An 18,327-nucleotide genomic window follows, 5' to 3' on the forward strand; every position below is an offset into this window, starting at 1 on the left:
TGACATTGGCAGTGAATGATTATTTTATCCAGTTACCAACAAACCCGCTGTTCCATAACTTGCTTACTTTCTTACGGCGATGACTGTCATTGATTATGCGTAAGGCCATTATCCTCAAAAAATAAAGCCGATTATTCTGAATTGCTATCCAGACGTTGATGCATATGACTTCAGCTATGTGGCAAGTTAACTATTACGCCGTTACGCTTTCGCGCTCACCGGCGCTGATATCGGTTGCATATTAATCCGGATGGGTTGATTTTATTGCTTAATATTCTGCGGGTAAATTCATGTTTGTAAAAACTAAAAATAGCGGCCAGACTTAATACGTCAAATAGACGTTATTAAGGAGAGAGCATGAAACTACAGGTGGCTGCATTTTTAAGTTTTCTGATAATGCCTTACGCGCTAGCGGATGATCAAGGGGGATTAAAAAAAGACGTGGCACCGCCGCCGCCTCATGCTATTGAGGATGGTTATCGCGGTACGGATGATGCAGAAAAAATGACCATCGAACAGGCAAAAACCCTGCATGATGGCGCGACCGTTTCGCTGCGCGGCAACCTTATTGATCATAAAGGCGACGATCGCTATGTATTTCGTGATAAATCCGGCGAGATTAACGTGATAATTCCTTCCGCCGTATTTGATGGGCGGGAAGTTCAGCCGGATCAAATGATCAACATTAACGGTAGTCTGGACAAGAAAGCGAAGGAACCGCTTGTTCGCGTGAACCGACTGCAAAAATAACGCGCGCTAACCGGCAATCTCCAGGTCAGCCATACGGGGCATGCGGCTGGCCTGATACCATGGGTCTTGTAAAAGCGCCTGGGGGACAAAAGGTCCCATAATGTCTTATTCAGGTCTGGTTGCGTATCGTTTAAGCTTCATTGATATTGACGGTGCTACAGTCGTTAGCGATCCGTTATCCTCGCAAGAATTTGCCCGGTAGCGTATAAGCAAAACACAAATCTATCCATGCAAGCATTTACCGCTGGTGAACCGGCGGTTTTTTTTGCCTGCCATCCAGACAAAAGCGGCCCCTTGCGCAACGATGCAGCAAGGGGCCGGCTCTGCGAGGGATTATCTCCGTTCATTAATCATCCCATTTGTGACTGAACCAGGCGGCCAGAAATCCGGAAAATAAAATAATTCCTAATACAACGATAAAAAGGTTAATACTGCCTAACATCTCGTTTCTCCTTATTTTAGTGTGCATCCTCTTTTTTAAAAAACCTCGTACAGACTATAGTACTAATTTATACTTAAGCAAAGTCTGAATTGCGTATTTATTTTACTGGAAGGGTAAAGCATTAGAATATTTTCGTCAGCGCCCAGGAATATTCCTGAATTACCGCAATGACAGCAGATAATTAGCCTGCAATATATAGGGTTAACCCAGTGCGCCAGAAACTGCGCACATCACTGGCTGCAGATAATTAACAGGTGATAGCCTGCTGCGTAGGGGTAATCCGCATTCCTTTTAACATCAGTGCCCAGGCGAACACAATGGCGATTATCAGGACAACGAAAAGCGACCAGGCGGGAAGCGTCGTCAGGATGACGCCGCTGGCCAGCGGGTTTACCGCCGCACCCAGCCAGCCCAGCGATTGCGCTGAAAAATAGCTGGCTTTCATCCCGGCAGGCGCAATGTTGTCAATTAACATATATTCGCCGGGGGCATAAATAATTTCGCCAATCGTGAATACTGCCGCTGAAAGCCCCCAAAAAAACAGATTGTCGCCTGAAAAAATAAATCCGATGAGCCCGGCGATAAAAAAGACGGTGCCGGTCGTCATCATTGGTCGAATATTGACGGCGGTAAGTCGACGGCCCACGGCGTATTGCAAACTGACCACAATAACCGCATTAACCGGCAGGACGACGGCTACCACTTTTTCCGCGAAGCCGCTATCGGCAACGACCATAACGTACTGTGAAATACAGGACGCAAAGGCGCCCCCCACAAAGGATGCCAGAAATGCCGAAAGCGTAAACCACAATAATGCTTTGTCGCGCAGCAGAACGGAGGGAGACCAGATAGCGGCATTTTTCCCCTCGCTGGCGGCAACCGAACGTGTCACCCATACCTGAATAAAGACCAGCGGAAATGCGGAGCAGATGGCGGCAAGCCAGAAGGGTAAATTGATGCTTTGCATCACCAGCAGCGTGCCGAGCGGCGGGCCAACCGTCCAGCCGATATTGAGTACGGTATAGTTGAGCGAAAAAATCCGTGTTTTTGTTGTCGCGGTGAGATTATCGGCGAACCAGGCCTTCAGGACGGTAGAAAAAACCGAATAGGCGCAGTTAATAAGCGCAAAAAGCAGGACAACCAGTACGACATTATGCACCATTGGGATGGCGATAAATCCGCAGGCGAAGGCGATAATCGCGAGTAACATGTAGCGCTTTTTATCAAACTTGTCCGCCAGAATCCCAAAGCCAAGACTAAAGACGACGCCAATCGTTAACGCGCTGGTCAGCGCGTAGCCAATCAGATCCACGCCTAAACCGTACTGACGGTTAAGATAGATGGTCATAAAGGGGAGCGTGGCGCCGCGTCCAATTGTCAATAACAGCGATGAGGCGAGTAGAGCCAACGTCGAACGTCTCAATCCTGGATTCATTTTTCCTGCCTGAAATGGAGGTTACGTATCGGGACGTTTTAATCTACCGTGCCCGCAAAAGCATGATGTCTATACGCTATAGCGTAGTCTTAACATACCATAACGCAGGATTTTGCCCATCGTGTGTTGTTCAATGCCATGCTCACGGTAAAAAGAAAAGTCCTGTTATGGCGCACTGATTTCCGATAACTTACCTTTTTACAAAATTTTAATAATGACAGGGGCCGATGATGTCGCGTAAAGACGGTTTTTTGGCGTTACTGGTGGTTGTCGTATGGGGGCTCAATTTTGTTGTCATCAAAGTCGGCCTGCACCATATGCCGCCATTATTGCTGGCAGGATTACGGTTTTTACTGGTGGCGTTTCCGGCAATTTTCTTTGTCGCCCGGCCTAAAGTCCCGCTTACGCTGTTGCTGGGCTATGGCCTGACGATAAGCTTTGGGCAGTTCGCCTTTCTCTTTTGCGCGATAAAGTTTGGTATGCCCGCAGGACTGGCGTCGTTGGTATTACAGGCGCAGGCCTTTTTTACCATGGCGTTAGGGGCGTTTGTTTTTAGCGAGCGGTTACAACGTAAGCAGTTGGCGGGGATCGCCCTGGCGATTATAGGTGTACTGGTATTGATTGAAGCCAGTCTCAACGGACAGCATATAGCGATTTCGGGATTTATGCTGACTCTGGCGGCGGCATTTAGCTGGGCCTGCGGCAATATCTTTAATAAAAAAATTATGCAACATAGTCCGCGCCCGGCGGTGATGTCGCTGGTGGTCTGGAGCGCGCTGATCCCGATCCTGCCGTTCCTGCTGTCATCGCTGCTACTGGAGGGGGCGGATCACATTACGCAAAGCCTTATTACCATCGATATGACGACGATATTGTCGCTGCTTTATCTGGCTTTTGTCGCCACTATACTTGGCTACGGCATCTGGGGCGCGTTACTGGGGCGTTATGAGACCTGGCGCGTGGCGCCGTTATCATTGCTGGTGCCGGTAGTCGGGCTGGCGAGCGCCGCGGTGTTACTCGGGGAAACGTTGACCGGGATGCAGCTTGCGGGCGCAGTACTGATTATGGCTGGACTCTATATCAATGTATTTGGATTTCGTGTGCGCCGTACTGCGCGTGTCAGGGGATGAGGCATTATGTTACTAAGAAGACAAACGCTAATTTCAGACCATGCCGCGGGGTAATAGCGGCGGACTTGTCATAGCCAGACGGTACTAAAAAAATGCCCCGCAAAACGGGGCAAAGAGGTTAAAGGTGTTGGTCGTTATAATAGGGCACGCCTAATTCATCTGACTTATCGCTGTTCACGCTCACGGGGTGAAGGTCATTTGGCGGATCGCCTACACAGGGCAGAAGCATCACATCGCGGCTATTTTGCGCCACAGGTAACAAAGTTTGTTCTGCAATGCCATATCCGGAGGCGATAAGTAACAGACCCGGCAGGGCGGGAAACAGCATTTTCATGGTGCTCTTCGCGTGGCGCATAAACAAACTAGTAGTTGCCATGGTTCAGTGGCAGCATATACCGTGATTCGCCATGCATATTGGTGATCCGGTATTTGTGTGGCGGCACATCAAAGTAGTTTTTGAACGTCCGGGTCAATGTTTGCTGTGACTCAAAGCCATAGCGTTCCGCCAGATAGAGAATGGGCTCGTTGCTCTCTTTTAATTTTTGCGCGATTTCCGTCATTTTACGGCTGCGGATGTATTGGCCTAATGAATGACCGGTCTCTTTTTTAAACATCCGTTGCAGGTGCCATTTGGAATATCCTGAACGCTCAGACACTTTTTCCAGTGAGAGCGGCGACTCCAGGTTATCCTCGATCCAGTCCAAAATGCTATGAATAGTAATAGCGTCAGTGTTGCGTCTGGACATCGTCATACCTCTTTTTTGTCTACGGCAGAATTTTCTTGAGCAAATACTCAAGCGTTGCCACTTCGTCCGCCGTTAAGTTTTTTGTTAATTCCTGATGCAGGTCTTGCCCTGGTCGTTGATGACATTGCTCACAAATTGCCGCGCCGTCCGGCGTTAGCTTCACCAGTACGCCGCGTTTGTCATTAGGATTCGGCAGTCTTTCGATCCAGCCTTTGCACAGCAGGCGGTCGAGCATCCGCGTCAATGCGCCGAGATCGACAGACAGCACTTTTTTAAGTTCAACCGGGGTAATACATCCCGCGCAGCGTATCGAGCACAGCACTTTAAACTGTGTTGCGGTGATATCCAGCGGGGATAAATAGTTATTTAACAGGCGATCTTTTTTTTGATTTACCATGTAGATCAAGCGACCCAGCGGAATGATTTCATTGAACAGATCACTGGTGCTTTTCAAAATGGTTGCCCCGGCAAGTAATTAATTTCGTCAGATACTATTGCCCAGGCAAATATAAGTCAACTAAATGAATTGGCCGATGCCACGATTTGCTAAAAGGCGTCCGGGGTATTGTGCTGTGATAACTTGTAACTAATTGATAATTACAGGTTATAGGTTGTAGAGGATATTAACTTGCACACTGGCGAAATGGCGCGCCTGGGCAATTTCACTTTATACTTCCGGTTCATGAAACGCTGATGGGTAAGAGATAGTATTATGATGGATTTGTTTAAAGCGATTGGATTGGGGCTGGTCGTACTGCTCCCGTTAGCCAATCCGCTAACCACCGTGGCGCTGTTTCTTGGCCTTGCGGGCAATATGAATAGTGCGGAACGCAACCGGCAGTCCTATATGGCTTCGGTTTATGTCTTCGCTATTATGATGGTGGCGTACTACGCCGGGCAGTTAGTTATGAACACCTTCGGTATTTCGATTCCAGGGTTACGGATCGCCGGGGGGTTAATCGTGGCGTTTATCGGCTTCAGAATGCTTTTCCCGCAGCAGAAGGCGCATGAGTCGCCGGAAGCGAAAAGCAAATCGGAGGAGCTGGCAGACGAACCGACGGCCAATATTGCGTTTGTTCCACTGGCTATGCCAAGCACCGCAGGACCGGGGACCATCGCAATGATCATCAGTTCCGCTTCCACGGTGCGTCATGGCGGCGAGTTTCCCGACTGGGTCATTATGGTCGCGCCGCCGATTATTTTTCTTGCCGTGGCGGTGATCCTGTGGGGATGCTTACGCAGTTCTGGCGCTATTATGCGGCTGGTGGGTAAAGGGGGGATTGAAGCGATCTCCCGCTTAATGGGATTCCTGCTGGTGTGTATGGGCGTGCAATTTATTATCAACGGCGTGTTGGAAATTATTAAAACGTACCACTAAGGCGCATTGTCGTCTGCCGAAAACCTGTTCCCGGCAGACGAATGTCTTAATGCGGTTGTTCTTCCAGCGTCACTGGCCATTTGCGGAATATGAGCACAGCCCATACCAGCGCGGCACAGGCGGGTATGGCGCCAATATAGCCGATGGCCGACATTGACCAGTGCAAACTCACCTGATTGCCTACCAGCGCGCCAGCGCCAATACCAATATTAAAGATGCCTGAAAATAGCGCCATTGCGACATCGGTCGCGTCCGGGGCCAGCGCCAGTACTTTCACCTGCATACCGAGCCCTATCACCATAATCGCGATGCCCCAGAAAATGCTCAGTATGGCCAGATGCGCTTCGCTCTCCGCCGCGGGCAGCAGCAGAAGCAGACAGACAACCAGCAGGGCAATAGCGATACTGACGAGCGACGAGGCATGACGATTACCCAGTTTACCAAACACAAGGCTGCCGATGATCCCGGCGCCGCCGAGGATCAGTAACAGGACGGTAGCAAAATTCGCACTGAGCCCGGCGACATTCTGAACGAACGGTTCAATATAGCTATAAGCTGTGTAATGCGCAGTCACCACAACGACGGTTAGTACATAGAGGCTCATTAGCGCCGGGCGTCGGAATAGCAAAGGTAAACTTTTTAGTGAGCCGGAATGCTCGCTCGGCAATTTCGGTAGAAGCTTAATCAGACATAGCAGCGTAATTAATGCGCCCATGCCGATGGCAAAAAAGGTGGTGCGCCAGCCAAAATACTGACCAACAACGCGACCTATGGGCAGCCCAAGCACCATGGCCAACGCGGTGCCGGTCGCTATCAGACTTAATGCCTGCGCGCGTTTCCCGGCAGGGGCCAGGCGGATCGCCAGCGAGGCGGTTATCGACCAGAAAATAGCGTGGGCGAAAGCGATACCAATACGGCTAATGACCAGCACGGTAAAGTTCCATGCCAGAAAGGAGAGCACATGGCTGGCAATAAACAAAACAAACAGATAAATGAGTAGCTTACGGCGCTCCATTTGACTGGTAAGAAGCATAAAAGGCAGCGACATGACGGCAACTACCCAGGCGTAAATGGTTAGCATGATGCCGACCTGCGCGGTTTGCATATGAAAGCTTTCAGCAATGTCTGATAGCAAACCAACTGGCACAAATTCTGTGGTATTGAAAATAAAAGCGGCAATAGCAAGCGTAACTACCCGTAGCCACGCGACCTTGCGGGAAACTGGATTGATTGTCATAAAAATATTTCGGGTTAGTTGCGAGAAGGTGAGACCGCGATCTTAAAACGTTTACTGGCGAAAAGACAATCATTTTGTGACCTGCTTCTCATTTACTTCGCAGGCCGTTTCGTCTTCAGTCGGTGCTCGCCAGTTGGGCGTTAAGTAACTCAATAAAGGCCTCAAGCTGACGCGTCATCGCCCCGCGCCGCCACATTAGCCATGTGTTAAGCCAGCGCCACTTCTCCGCCAACGGCCAGGCTTCCACCTGATGATGTCCTGGCATACTGTTGAGCATACTTGCTGGCATCAGCGCAATACCTGCGCCGGCAATTACGCACGCCAACATTCCATGATATGACTCCATTTCGTGAATCGTACCGGGGGTCGCGCCATCGGCATGAAACCAGCTTTCGAAATGCCGTCGGTAAGAACAGTTGGCGCGAAAAGCATAGATGTTATAACCATTCACCTCGCTGGCCCGCGAAACGACGGAATGGCCGTGTGGCGCGACGATCATCATCTCTTCCTGGTAAGCCGGTATACCTTCCAGCCCCGGATGCATTAGCGGGCCATCAATAAAGGCGGCGTTCAGCTTTCCTTCGAGCACGCCATCCAGCATGGCGCCGGAAGGACCGGTCGTTAACGCGAACTGAATTTTAGGGTAACGCTGGTTATAACCCGCCAGCAGCGCGGGGATACGTACGGCGGCAGTACTTTCTAACGCGCCGAGTGAAAACAGTCCTTGCGGTTCCTCTCCGGCAACCACCATGCGGGCTTCATCGACCAGCGCCAGGATCTGCTGGCTGTAACGTAAAAAGTTATGCCCGGCTGGTGACAGCCTGAGTCGCTGGTTTTCGCGAATAAACAGAGAGACGCCCAGGTCGGCTTCAAGCTGGCGGATACGCGTGGTCAGGTTGGACGGAACGCGGTGTACTTTTGCCGCCGCCTGCGTAATGCTGCCCGTCAGAGCGACAGCGTTAAACATTTCCAGTTGCGTCAGGTCCATGGTTTTCTCAGTTCGTGAATAGTCTGGTTAATATTATTCATTTTTCAGAAAGGGTAAAGGGCGTCATGATGGTACAACTCCCCTGATAACGAGAGAAAGAACATGACCATGATGACTGCAACACAGGCGTTATCCGTGAATCCTGCGACCGGCCAGACGCTGGCGGCAATGCCCTGGGCTAACGCGCAAGAGATTGAACATGCGCTGAATCTGGCGGCGAGCGGTTTCAAAAAGTGGAAATTGACATCGGTAGCGCAACGGGCGCAAACATTACGCGATATTGGTCAGGCGCTTCGCGCTCATGCAGAAGAGATGGCGCAATGTATTACGCGTGAAATGGGTAAACCCATAAAGCAGGCGCGTGCGGAAGTGACGAAATCCGCCGCGTTATGCGACTGGTATGCGGAACATGGCCCGGCAATGCTGAATCCTGAGCCTACGCTGGTAGAAAATCAGCAGGCGGTGATTGAATACCGTCCGCTGGGCGTCATCCTGGCGATAATGCCGTGGAATTTTCCTTTATGGCAGGTGTTACGCGGGGCAGTGCCGATACTGTTGGCGGGGAATAGCTACTTGTTAAAACATGCGCCCAATGTCACGGGTTGCGCGCAGATGATAGCCCGAATCTTGACGGAAGCCGGTACTCCCGCTGGCGTCTATGGATGGGTGAACGCCAATAATGAGGGCGTGAGTCAGATGATTAACGATCCGCGAATCGCGGCGGTGACGGTGACCGGTAGCGTGCGCGCCGGCGCGGCGATTGGCGCTCAGGCTGGGGCGGCGCTGAAAAAGTGCGTACTGGAACTGGGTGGCTCGGATCCGTTTATTGTACTCAATGATGCCGATCTCGAGCTGGCGGTAAAAGCCGCGGTTGCCGGACGCTATCAAAACACCGGACAAGTCTGCGCCGCCGCCAAACGTTTTATTGTCGAAGAGGGCATTGCGCAGGCGTTTACCGATCGCTTTGTGGCGGCTGCCGCAGCATTAAAGATAGGTGATCCTCTGGTTGAAGAGAATGACCTGGGGCCGATGGCGCGCTTTGATTTGCGTGATGAACTCCATCAACAGGTGCAGGCTTCCGTCGCCGAAGGCGCACGGCTACTGTTGGGCGGGGAGAAAATCGCCGGGGAGGGCAACTATTATGCCGCGACCGTTCTGGCGGATGTCACACCTGACATGACTGCATTTCGTCAGGAGCTTTTTGGGCCTGTTGCCGCCATTACCGTTGCAAAAGATGCGGCGCACGCCCTCGTGCTGGCGAATGACAGTGAGTTTGGCCTGTCGGCGACGATCTTTACCGCCGACGATACGCTGGCCGCGGAGATGGCGGCGCGTCTTGAGTGCGGTGGGGTATTCATTAATGGTTACAGCGCCAGCGATGCGCGTGTGGCATTCGGCGGGGTGAAGAAAAGCGGCTTCGGTCGCGAGCTTTCGCACTTTGGTTTACACGAATTTTGTAATGTGCAGACCGTCTGGAAGAACCGCGTCTAATCGCCCTGACGTCGCGTGGCGCCCTCTGCTATACTCGCAGGCCTTTTCAGACCTGCGAGCAAGGAGCATGTTGTGGCCAGGGCCATGGATAATGCAATTTTAGAGACGATTTTACAGCGCGTTCGCCCCCTCATTGGCCAGGGCAAAGTCGCTGACTATATTCCGGCATTAGCGTCCGTCGAGGGTTCAAAGCTGGGGATAGCGATTTGTACCGTGGACGGGCAGCATTATCAGGCGGGCGATGCGCACGAACGCTTCTCTATTCAGTCTATTTCGAAAGTGCTCAGTCTGGTGGTGGCGATGCGTCATTATCCGGAAGAGGAGATCTGGCAGCGCGTCGGAAAAGATCCTTCCGGCTCGCCGTTCAATTCGTTGGTTCAGTTAGAGATGGAACAAGGCATCCCGCGTAATCCATTTATTAATGCGGGCGCGCTGGTGGTATGCGACATGTTGCAAGGCCGGCTTAGCGCGCCGCGTCAGCGGATGCTGGAAGTTGTGCGCGCGCTTTGCGGCGTATCGGATATTACGTATGACGCTACGGTCGCGCGCTCTGAATTTGAGCATTCCGCCCGTAACGCCGCTATTGCCTGGCTGATGAAATCATTCGGTAATTTTCATCATGATGTGCCTACCGTGTTGCAAAATTACTTCCACTATTGTGCGTTGAAAATGAGCTGCATGGAACTGGCGAGGACGTTTGTCTTTCTGGCGAATCAGGGCGAGGCGTTTCATCTCGACGAGCCGGTAGTGACCCCCATGCAGGCCCGGCAAATTAATGCGCTAATGGCGACCAGCGGGATGTATCAGAATGCCGGAGAGTTTGCCTGGCGGGTGGGATTGCCCGCTAAATCCGGCGTGGGCGGCGGTATTGTCGCCATTGTGCCGCATGAAATGGCGATTGCCGTCTGGAGTCCGGAGCTGGATCCTGCGGGAAACTCTCTGGCAGGTATCGCCGCGCTTGAACAATTAACACAAACGTTAGGACGTTCGGTATACTGATGAATGCGCTTGAACCGCTCTTTGCCCGCCTGGCGCGATCGACATTTCGTTCGCGTTTTCGTCTCGGGATAAAAGAAAGACAATATTGCTGGGATAAAGGCGCGGAGGTGATTGATAAACACGCCGCCGATTTTATCGCCCAGCGACTGGCGCCAGCTCACCCGGCGAATGATGGTAAGCAAACGCCGATGCGGGGCCATCCGGTATTTATCGCGCAACATGCGACGGCAACCTGCTGTCGCGGGTGCCTGGCGAAGTGGCACCAGATACCTCAGGGAGAACCGCTGAGTAAAGCGCAGCAACAGTATATTGTCAGCGTTATCCATTACTGGCTGGTCATACAAATGAATCAGCGGTAGAGCAGCGCGTCGTTGCTGACGCTTTCCCTGATAAATTACCCTCATACCACTGATAGCAGCCGTTGACCGTCATATATCTCATGCGCTGAAGCGCATATTTAGTTACAACATACAGTTAGTTGTTTTTTTTCAACGCCTGTCAGCACTGTGCAAAAAAATGTTCTACAGGGCAGGGAACCCGTGTATCGCCAGAAGCTTGCAACCTTGATCTGGATCACGTTTAATGACAGTGCTTTTTCACCTGCTGAAGATAATCATGATCGTTAGACCACAACAGCACTGGATTCGCCTGATATTTGTCTGGCATGGTTCCGTGTTATCTAAAATCTTTTCACGACTGCTCCTTAACTTTCTTCTTTCTATCGCCGTTATTATCATGCTGCCCTGGTACACAATGCTGGGTATTAAGTTTACCCTTGCGCCGTTTAGCATACTGGGCGTCGCTATCGCCATTTTTCTTGGGTTTCGCAATAATGCCTGTTATGCGCGTTACGTCGAAGCGCGACATTTGTGGGGGCAGTTGATGATCGCTTCACGCTCAATACTGCGAGAGGTGAAAACAACCTTGCCTGATGAACGCGGTATCGAGGATTTTGTTCGGTTACAAATCGCTTTTGCCCACTGTTTGCGTATGACATTGCGTCGACAGCCTCAAACGCAAGTTCTGGGCAACTATCTTGACCAGGAGGCGTTACAGAAAGTTGTCGCTTCCCATTCCCCCGCTAACCGTATCTTATTGCTGATGGGAGAGTGGCTGGCGATTCGCCGCCGCAGCGGAAAGCTTTCCGATATTTTATTTCATAGCCTCAACAACCGTTTAAATGATATGTCGTCAGTGTTGGCCGGCTGTGAACGCATCGCCAACACGCCGGTGCCTTTTGCCTATACGTTAATTTTGCATCGTACGGTTTATCTTTTCTGCATTATGTTGCCATTTGCACTGGTGGTTGATCTGCACTATATGACGCCGTTTATTTCGGTACTTATTTCTTATACGTTTATCGCGCTGGATGCGTTAGCGGAAGAGTTGGAAGATCCGTTCGGTACTGAAAATAATGATTTACCGCTGGATGCGATATGCAATGCGATAGAAATCGATTTACTGCAAATGAATGATGAAAGGGATATTCCGGCAAAACGGATACCGGATAAGCACTATCAACTGACCTGAGATCGTCTTAACTGGCGCAGAATGTTCATCTGCGCCATAACCTGAAGAGCAAAGCTTAATAGCCTTCTCCAACGCCGGTTTTGGCTGGACCGGAGTAGTGGACATGAACGATTCGCCATCCTGTGTTTGGTATCTTCGCCCACACCTGGCTTTCGCGGCCTGTCGTGTGTTGAGTCTGCCCATTATCACGGCGTACCGCGGTAAAATGCCAGTCGAACTCTGCAACGGCGGCATTGCCATACACATGAATAGCAGGGGGAGCGTCCAGTTTTAACGTGCGTTTACTGAAAGTTTTACCCATAGTGGTGCCATAAAAATTTTCAGCGATCTGCGACCATCCGCGTTCGTGACCGCGTGGATGAATAAAACTGGTTTCCGGTGAAACATAAAAGAGCTGCTTGCCTAACGTTGGGTCTGCCTTATCTATTGAATAAAGGTAACGGTTAATGCCTTCTGTAATTTCTTGTTTAACGGTCGACGTAGCTTCATTTTGTGCGGCGGTTGGCGTTGCCGCTGATGCCGATGACACCATCAGAGTTAACGTTATCGCGGCGGCCGAAAACAATAGTGACGTTTTTTGCATAATAGTTATACCCATATGGTCTGTTTTTGAGACGCTTTATCTTTCCTGTTACGTTCACTTTTATACTAAAGGAGCATGGCTCACGAACAATAAAAAACATCCTTCTATAAAACTACCCCGAAAAGGGAGTAGTGCAATTAAGAATATCGTATTTGTTTGTAACGACATGACTCAAAATATCAACATTTAGAGTTTCAGTATTGTTGTTGTCCATTGACTTACTTTTATGTTTATTACCGCTGGTAAATAGTTAATCTTATGAATAGTGATACACAAATGACCGTTTGCGCTATGTGATAATTAACCATAGTAAAAATACACGAAGCGAAGAAGTGCTATTTCAGTAGTACTGATATTTTCATAACGCTAATTTAAAAATAAATGTAAACGTAACAAATTATACACAAAAATAAGGAGGGCTATGACCTCAACTTTCTTGATTATGATTCCGTCTTAACGAATGTCAGCAGAGTGTTCAGTGCCATTCTCACCTCGGCATCCCCGACCATAAGCCAGTTCTCTACTGGTAACCCCCTTGTTATTACAGCAGAAAACAGGGCACACCATTGATGTAGCCATGCTTAACTTGCATTTTAACATCACTAATACATAGCAAGCTAATATTACACTTTGAAACTTAACGCACGGTAATTGTTAGTGATATTGTCCTGGACAGTTCCGCGAGCAGGTTTTGCGGAAAGTCCAAAAATAAGACAAATAAGGCATATAAAATGAAAAAAGTAGTGGTGTTATCTGCGGTAGCCGCAGCCGTAATGATGGCTGGAGCCGCCAACGCAGCAGAAATCTATAACAAGGATGGCAATAAGCTGGATTTGTATGGCAAGGTCGACGGCCTGCATTATTTTTCCAGTAATCATAGTACGGATGGCGATCAATCTTATATCCGTATGGGTATTAAAGGCGAGACTCAAATTACCGATCAACTAACCGGTTTTGGACAGTGGGAGTATCAGGTCAACGCCAATCGTCCGGAAGATGGTGACTCCAGCGGTTCCCCGCAAAGCTGGACGCGTCTCGGTTTTGCTGGTTTGGCATTTGCCGATATGGGGTCTGTTGATTATGGTCGTAACTATGGCGTGTTATACGACATTGGTTCATGGACTGACGTACTGCCTGAATTTGGTAATGATTCGTATGAAGCTTCCGATAATTTTATGACCGGACGCGCGAATGGCGTTCTGACTTATCGCAATAATGATTTCTTTGGTCTGGTTGATGGTCTGAATATTGCGTTGCAGTATCAGGGTAAAAATGACGGCCTGTCGAAAGAAGGCGATCCTTTAAGTAATAATGCCAGAAAAAGTATCGCGTACCAGAATGGCGATGGTTTCGGGGCATCAGCGACATATGATTTGGGCATGGGGGTGAGCCTGGGGGCAGCCTATACCAGTTCCAAACGCACGCTTGATCAGATGACGCAAGATAAATACGACAATGGCGACCGCGCTGAAGCCTGGACTGGCGGCGTGAAGTATGATGCCAATAATATTTACCTGGCGGCAAACTACACCCGTACTTATGATATGACCTATATGGGCGATACATTGGGCGGCTTTGCACATAAAACCGATAACTGGGAAATGGTAGGGCAATATCAATTTGATAATGGCTTACGCCCGTCACTGGCGTTCCTGCAATCCAGAGCCAATGATGTTGATGGACTGGGTTCGTTCGACCTTGTGAAATATATTGATGTGGGTTCCTATTACTACTTCAATAAAAATATGTCCGCGTATGTTGACTACAAAATCAATCTGCTAAAAGATGGCAACCCATCGAATCCTAATACAGACAACACCGTGGCGCTCGGCTTAGTCTACGAGTTTTGATAAAACTTGCTGATTAAGACAGTTTAGGGATACCCTCCTTTTCCCAAAACTGTGTCACTGCTTAACCTTTATTATTGTTAATTTATTCTTTTATTATTTCAGGACGCTTCTGGCGTCCTTTTTTATTGACTATTCGTTGACTATTCGACTTCGATCTCGCGAATGCGCATTCTGCTACTGTCATCTATCTGCACTTTGCCTGAATGACAAAAGGGACAACAGAGTGTGGATGTTTGAGAGGTGAAGGGTTGATTACAGGACAGACACCAACCTTGCGCCGGTGCGATAGTAATGTGGAAACTCGCATTGTCAGCAAGGGTATGACGAGAGGCGACGTCCAGGCCAAAATGCAGCGCCGGCACCTCAACACAGGCCATAACGCCAATCTCCAGCCAGACTTGCTTTACCTTGCTGAACTGGTGATTTACTGCCTGTTCCTCCAGCAATTCGATAATATTTTGCGCCAGGGCTAATTCATGCATGGGCCAGCTCCTTCATTCAACAATATTTACGGCGACACAAGGATCAATTACCTGTAACTGTTGCGACCACAATGAGAGTGGAATAGTGGCCAGTTCGCGAGCAATGACGCCGTCAGATTGGGCGTGACGTGTGGTAGGCGAGATAATACGGTAATCAAGAATATTGCCTGACGTCGTCAGTCTGGCCTGATGAACTAACCATCCTCGCGCGGTTTCCACTACCGCTATTTTCCATTCGCCATCATCAAAACGATTCCAGCGCAGGGTAGGAAGGGCGCTCAAACTTCGGGCGAGCGTAATGCAGCGGGCCAGCAGACGTAGCGCAGTCGTTTTTCCGCTAAGACAACAGGCTGACAGTAGCGGATATTCGATAGCCAGAGGCGAGACATCCAGGGGACCATGGGTTATTAACGTATGGTCCGGGGACGATGCCATCGGTAGTGTAGGTGTAATGATATTCTGTACTGCCGCCAGCCAGCGGGCGGTTTCAGAACGCTCTTGCAAAAACCAGGCTTCCCAGCCCTTTACGCCAGCGGCAAGCCAGGTCTGAGGATCATCGTCAAAAAAGATTGTGCTTGCCAGCGGGGATAACTCTCCGCAACGTAACAACGCCCATTCTTCAGCGGTTGCCTGTCGGTGGCTAAACAGGGGGAGCCAGTCGGTCAACGCGCGACGGAGTGTTTCTCGCGCCAGCTCTTGTTGTGCGGCCTGCATATCTGGCTTCTCTTCAGGAAACAACAGTAAAGCCGCCGCCGCGCTGTGCGCCTGAGCGCACAACGTAAACAAACGTGAAATAAGCGTTTTTGCGTATACCGGCGTTGCGCCCTGTAACAAACGACCGATCGGCGCCTCCTGCCAGATAATCCGTAGCGGGTGAGAATAGACGGTCAATCTTTGCACGAACTATTACCTTCATCGATCACCATAAACCCGGACTTACTGGTTTCGCAAACCGGACAGCACCAGTAATCAGGTAACTGGCTGAAGGGCACGCCGGGTGGAATTTGCCATACATCATCGCCCAGCGCAGGGTCGTAAACCCACCAACATACTTTGCACTCCATGCGCACCACTGGCTCATTTTCTGTAACCGGGTATTCTTTCAACCATTCCAACGTATTTTTTAGCCCCGCGTAGGCATCTTCGATATCATCGATGCCTGCAACGGCGATATCAGGAATGTCCGCTATCTCAATCATATCTTGCAGTAATGTGTTCATGTCATTGAAATAATTGACCCGCCATACGCCGGGAAAATGCGTGCTTACAATCCGGCATTTACCATATCCGCGTGAAAAAATAGCGCTACAGCCTTCGCCTAAAAAATGATCCAGATACTCGCGATCGGCATCGTTTACTGGCAACAGCGTTAAGTTAATGATATGCGGCTCTTTTACCGGCTGTTTTACGCGCTCGGCTATTTCATGCGCGATAAAGGCGCCATTCATCAATCCCGCCGGTTGTGGCGGCAATTCTGGCGTAATCGGCGGCTGCGGATGCGTCTGCCTGATGCTCTCCGGGATCGGGCCAATGATAATTTCATCGGCAACCCGTTGCTGGTCAGCGTTATATTCACGCACACGCCAGACGCCCGTAAAAACCGTCTCCTGAATACGCTGTTCTTTTCCATCGGATAATAGTACCCGGGCGGAGATTTCACCTTCGCCGAGCAGTTGATCCAATAAACCGCTATTCTGTTGCTCAGTGGCATTCAGCTTATAGCTCAGGGGAAAGGGGAGCGTTGCCACTGGGTTATCCATATCGCGAATAAGCGTAGTCAGGATGTGTCTGGCAACACGGAGCTCAGCGGGCAGCGCCTGTTCCGGTAAAACCGGCGTCAGCGGGAGATTAATGCCGGCGGGGATAGGAAGAAAGTTAAAGTCTTCCTCTTCTGGCTGCGAGCCTGGTCCGGCAATATTAACGACTGGAATAGTTCTGGAATGATTCACGTGTGTTACCTTTCATTCTATTGCGTGATAACGGGAATATCCTGACGATAGCCCGGTGTGGTCAGCAATGCGGCCACCCGCTGAGAGTATTCTTGCCAGCTATATAATCCCGCCAGACTGCCGACAAAACGGTGCTGGCGAAAGAAAAGCAGCGCCGGATATTTCAGAATGCGATACTCCCGGGCGATCAGTTCACTCTGTTCGCTATCCGCAAATGCCGCGGTATAAGACGTCGCCGGAAATTGCTTGAGGATCTCCGGGATGATGACCCAACTGTCGGCGACTTCCGGATGTTTGTTGGGGTCGCTTTGCAGCAAAACCAGCAGAGTCGGATGCGCATTAATCAACGACGGGAGCGTTTGCGCATCGGTAACCAGAAAGCCTTTATCCGCCAGTGGACAAACAGGATTTTGGGGTGAGATAGTCATTTTTTTAAATGCTCCGGTAATTCAGGCGTGCGAGACAATAAATCGGCAAAACCGGTCAGCGGATCGCTTTGCGTGAGCATGGCCTGTTCCAGTGAGTCCAGCGCCGCCAGTACCTCAGCGGCTTCCGCTTCGTCCATTTCTCGTCGTGCTGCGCCGCCAAATGTCAGCAGCCATGCGCCTGCTAAGGGGGGAGCCACAAGCCGAATATCAACGTCGATAAGCTCGCCGTGTCGGTCGCGGCATTTGGCGAACCACTGACCGGGTGAAATAACCTGCACAGGAACGCCGATACACATTATGATTTCTCTCTCTGTAGCACCCGAATATCGCCGACCCGGCAAGCGCTTTGCGCATCTGGGCGTTCATCTTCGTAGCGTTCCATACACAGGCTGTAATGATTGAGTCTTTCAGTGGGCAAGGCCGCTGAAGAGGCGGTGATACCCCATTGCGCCAGCACTTCCTGCGCGAGATAGACCGCAGGCATCAGTTGCGCCTTTACCTGCGGCGTAAGACTCCCGCCATAGTCATCCAGACATTCCGGCTGCACGCCAATCAGCACAATCTCCGATAACTGGCCGCCGGTTAATTGCAGCAATGCCAGCACTTCAGAAAAACTGGTCTGATGTAAACTGAGTTTTTTCGCCGTCAGATAGGCGGGAACCTGTTCATCACGAAACATCGCCAGCGAACCTGGCGCCATACCAAAATCGATAGCATCCATGATTAACAGTTTTTCGGTCTGTTGCAGCCAGGGCAGCAGCGCCAGCCCCTGCGTACCGCCATCAACAACGTCAACTTTCTCGTTATCGGCATACTGTTCAAACAGCTTTTCCGCCGCTCTGACGCCGAACCCTTCATCTGCCCAAAGCAGGTTGCCAAGCCCTAAGATTGTTACTTCTGCCATTGTTA

At 50.3% G+C, this 18,327-nt stretch carries 22 protein-coding genes; 8 read left to right on the forward strand and 14 right to left on the reverse strand.

The annotated features are described in order from the left end of the window. The first annotated feature begins 357 nt into the window (after window positions 1-357). Entirely contained in the window at window positions 358-750 is a 393-nt protein-coding gene (locus tag ACLJTG_RS01925; RefSeq protein ID WP_000776348.1) for a YdeI family stress tolerance OB fold protein, read from the forward strand. A gap of 346 nt (window positions 751-1,096) precedes the next feature. Here the strand turns inward: ACLJTG_RS01925 and mgtS are convergent, their stop codons facing one another. Both mgtS and ydeE read right to left on the reverse strand, forming a co-directional pair. Beyond that, window positions 1,097-1,192, reverse strand: a complete 96-nt coding sequence (gene mgtS, locus ACLJTG_RS01930; protein ID WP_000901531.1) for a protein MgtS — start codon at window positions 1,190-1,192, stop codon at window positions 1,097-1,099. A 247-nt stretch (window positions 1,193-1,439) separates the two neighbouring features. Further along, entirely contained in the window at window positions 1,440-2,627 is a 1,188-nt protein-coding gene (gene ydeE, locus ACLJTG_RS01935; protein ID WP_001068056.1) for an efflux MFS transporter YdeE, read from the reverse strand. Window positions 2,628-2,854: 227 nt separating this feature from the next. Here ydeE and eamA point away from each other — a divergent pair, with 227 nt between their 5' ends. After that, window positions 2,855-3,757 carry an O-acetylserine/cysteine exporter gene (gene eamA, locus ACLJTG_RS01940; protein WP_000987749.1) on the forward strand — a complete coding sequence of 301 codons (903 nt, stop codon included), beginning with the start codon at window positions 2,855-2,857 and terminating at the stop codon, window positions 3,755-3,757. A 118-nt stretch (window positions 3,758-3,875) separates the two neighbouring features. Here the strand turns inward: eamA and marB are convergent, their stop codons facing one another. The 3 genes from marB to marR are packed head-to-tail and all read right to left on the reverse strand — an operon-like array spanning window position 3,876 to window position 4,957. Continuing rightward, entirely contained in the window at window positions 3,876-4,091 is a 216-nt protein-coding gene (gene marB / locus ACLJTG_RS01945) for a multiple antibiotic resistance protein MarB (protein WP_000783049.1), read from the reverse strand. Between the two features lie 28 nt (window positions 4,092-4,119). Further along, window positions 4,120-4,503: an MDR efflux pump AcrAB transcriptional activator MarA gene (gene marA, locus ACLJTG_RS01950; RefSeq protein WP_000091194.1), complete on the reverse strand. Its 384-nt coding sequence runs from the start codon at window positions 4,501-4,503 to the stop codon at window positions 4,120-4,122. Between the two features lie 19 nt (window positions 4,504-4,522). Beyond that, window positions 4,523-4,957, reverse strand: a complete 435-nt coding sequence (marR, locus tag ACLJTG_RS01955; RefSeq protein WP_000843434.1) for a multiple antibiotic resistance transcriptional regulator MarR — start codon at window positions 4,955-4,957, stop codon at window positions 4,523-4,525. A gap of 258 nt (window positions 4,958-5,215) precedes the next feature. On the opposite strand from marR, the gene ACLJTG_RS01960 reads away from it, so the two are divergent. After that, window positions 5,216-5,881, forward strand: a complete 666-nt coding sequence (locus ACLJTG_RS01960; protein ID WP_000968968.1) for a MarC family NAAT transporter — start codon at window positions 5,216-5,218, stop codon at window positions 5,879-5,881. A gap of 46 nt (window positions 5,882-5,927) precedes the next feature. On the opposite strand, the gene ACLJTG_RS01965 is transcribed toward ACLJTG_RS01960, so the two are convergent. Together ACLJTG_RS01965 and ptrR are read right to left on the reverse strand one after the other, a co-directional pair. Beyond that, window positions 5,928-7,118: a sugar transporter gene (locus ACLJTG_RS01965; protein ID WP_000154625.1), complete on the reverse strand. Its 1,191-nt coding sequence runs from the start codon at window positions 7,116-7,118 to the stop codon at window positions 5,928-5,930. A gap of 115 nt (window positions 7,119-7,233) precedes the next feature. Continuing rightward, complete coding sequence (gene ptrR / locus ACLJTG_RS01970; protein WP_000366538.1) at window positions 7,234-8,106, reverse strand: putrescine utilization regulator PtrR; 873 nt, start codon at window positions 8,104-8,106, stop codon at window positions 7,234-7,236. Window positions 8,107-8,208: 102 nt separating this feature from the next. On the opposite strand from ptrR, the gene sad reads away from it, so the two are divergent. The 4 genes from sad (at window position 8,209) to ACLJTG_RS01990 (ending at window position 12,126) form a co-directional block, all read left to right on the forward strand. Next, complete coding sequence (gene sad / locus ACLJTG_RS01975; RefSeq protein WP_023239619.1) at window positions 8,209-9,597, forward strand: succinate-semialdehyde dehydrogenase; 1,389 nt, start codon at window positions 8,209-8,211, stop codon at window positions 9,595-9,597. 72 nt (window positions 9,598-9,669) lie between these two features. After that, window positions 9,670-10,596, forward strand: a complete 927-nt coding sequence (gene glsB / locus ACLJTG_RS01980; protein ID WP_000090081.1) for a glutaminase B — start codon at window positions 9,670-9,672, stop codon at window positions 10,594-10,596. Then, window positions 10,596-10,955 carry a DUF4186 domain-containing protein gene (locus tag ACLJTG_RS01985; RefSeq protein ID WP_000992451.1) on the forward strand — a complete coding sequence of 120 codons (360 nt, stop codon included), beginning with the start codon at window positions 10,596-10,598 and terminating at the stop codon, window positions 10,953-10,955. The genes glsB and ACLJTG_RS01985 overlap by 1 nt, the downstream gene beginning before the upstream one ends. Window positions 10,956-11,211: 256 nt before the next feature. Then, a complete protein-coding gene (locus ACLJTG_RS01990) occupies window positions 11,212-12,126 on the forward strand; it encodes a bestrophin family protein (RefSeq protein ID WP_001562768.1) in 915 nt (304 codons plus the stop codon). A 55-nt stretch (window positions 12,127-12,181) separates the two neighbouring features. On the opposite strand, the gene ACLJTG_RS01995 is transcribed toward ACLJTG_RS01990, so the two are convergent. Then, window positions 12,182-12,724: a YybH family protein gene (locus ACLJTG_RS01995; protein WP_000513126.1), complete on the reverse strand. Its 543-nt coding sequence runs from the start codon at window positions 12,722-12,724 to the stop codon at window positions 12,182-12,184. A 716-nt stretch (window positions 12,725-13,440) separates the two neighbouring features. Here ACLJTG_RS01995 and ompC point away from each other — a divergent pair. Beyond that, a complete protein-coding gene (ompC, locus tag ACLJTG_RS02000) occupies window positions 13,441-14,559 on the forward strand; it encodes a porin OmpC (RefSeq protein WP_000758335.1) in 1,119 nt (372 codons plus the stop codon). A 140-nt stretch (window positions 14,560-14,699) separates the two neighbouring features. Here the strand turns inward: ompC and hypA are convergent, their stop codons facing one another. From hypA to hybD, 6 genes are read right to left on the reverse strand one after another with little or no spacing between them, the layout of a single operon-like run. Further along, a complete protein-coding gene (gene hypA / locus ACLJTG_RS02005; protein ID WP_000544778.1) occupies window positions 14,700-15,041 on the reverse strand; it encodes a hydrogenase maturation nickel metallochaperone HypA in 342 nt (113 codons plus the stop codon). Window positions 15,042-15,053: 12 nt separating this feature from the next. Next, entirely contained in the window at window positions 15,054-15,941 is an 888-nt protein-coding gene (locus tag ACLJTG_RS02010) for a hypothetical protein (protein ID WP_001189390.1), read from the reverse strand. Next, entirely contained in the window at window positions 15,929-16,990 is a 1,062-nt protein-coding gene (locus ACLJTG_RS02015; protein WP_001016741.1) for a hydrogenase expression/formation C-terminal domain-containing protein, read from the reverse strand. Before ACLJTG_RS02015 ends, ACLJTG_RS02010 begins: the two co-directional genes overlap by 13 nt. 17 nt (window positions 16,991-17,007) lie before the next feature. Beyond that, a complete protein-coding gene (locus ACLJTG_RS02020) occupies window positions 17,008-17,418 on the reverse strand; it encodes a hydrogenase (protein ID WP_000155978.1) in 411 nt (136 codons plus the stop codon). Further along, window positions 17,415-17,714, reverse strand: a complete 300-nt coding sequence (hypC, locus tag ACLJTG_RS02025; protein WP_000334904.1) for a HypC/HybG/HupF family hydrogenase formation chaperone — start codon at window positions 17,712-17,714, stop codon at window positions 17,415-17,417. Before hypC ends, ACLJTG_RS02020 begins: the two co-directional genes overlap by 4 nt. Beyond that, a complete protein-coding gene (gene hybD / locus ACLJTG_RS02030; protein ID WP_000852664.1) occupies window positions 17,714-18,322 on the reverse strand; it encodes a HyaD/HybD family hydrogenase maturation endopeptidase in 609 nt (202 codons plus the stop codon). The genes hypC and hybD overlap by 1 nt, the downstream gene beginning before the upstream one ends. Between the last annotated feature and the right edge of the window lie 5 nt (window positions 18,323-18,327).

Source organism: Salmonella sp. SAL00672, from assembly GCF_046552175.1.
Classification (GTDB): Bacteria; Pseudomonadota; Gammaproteobacteria; order Enterobacterales; family Enterobacteriaceae; genus Salmonella; species Salmonella enterica.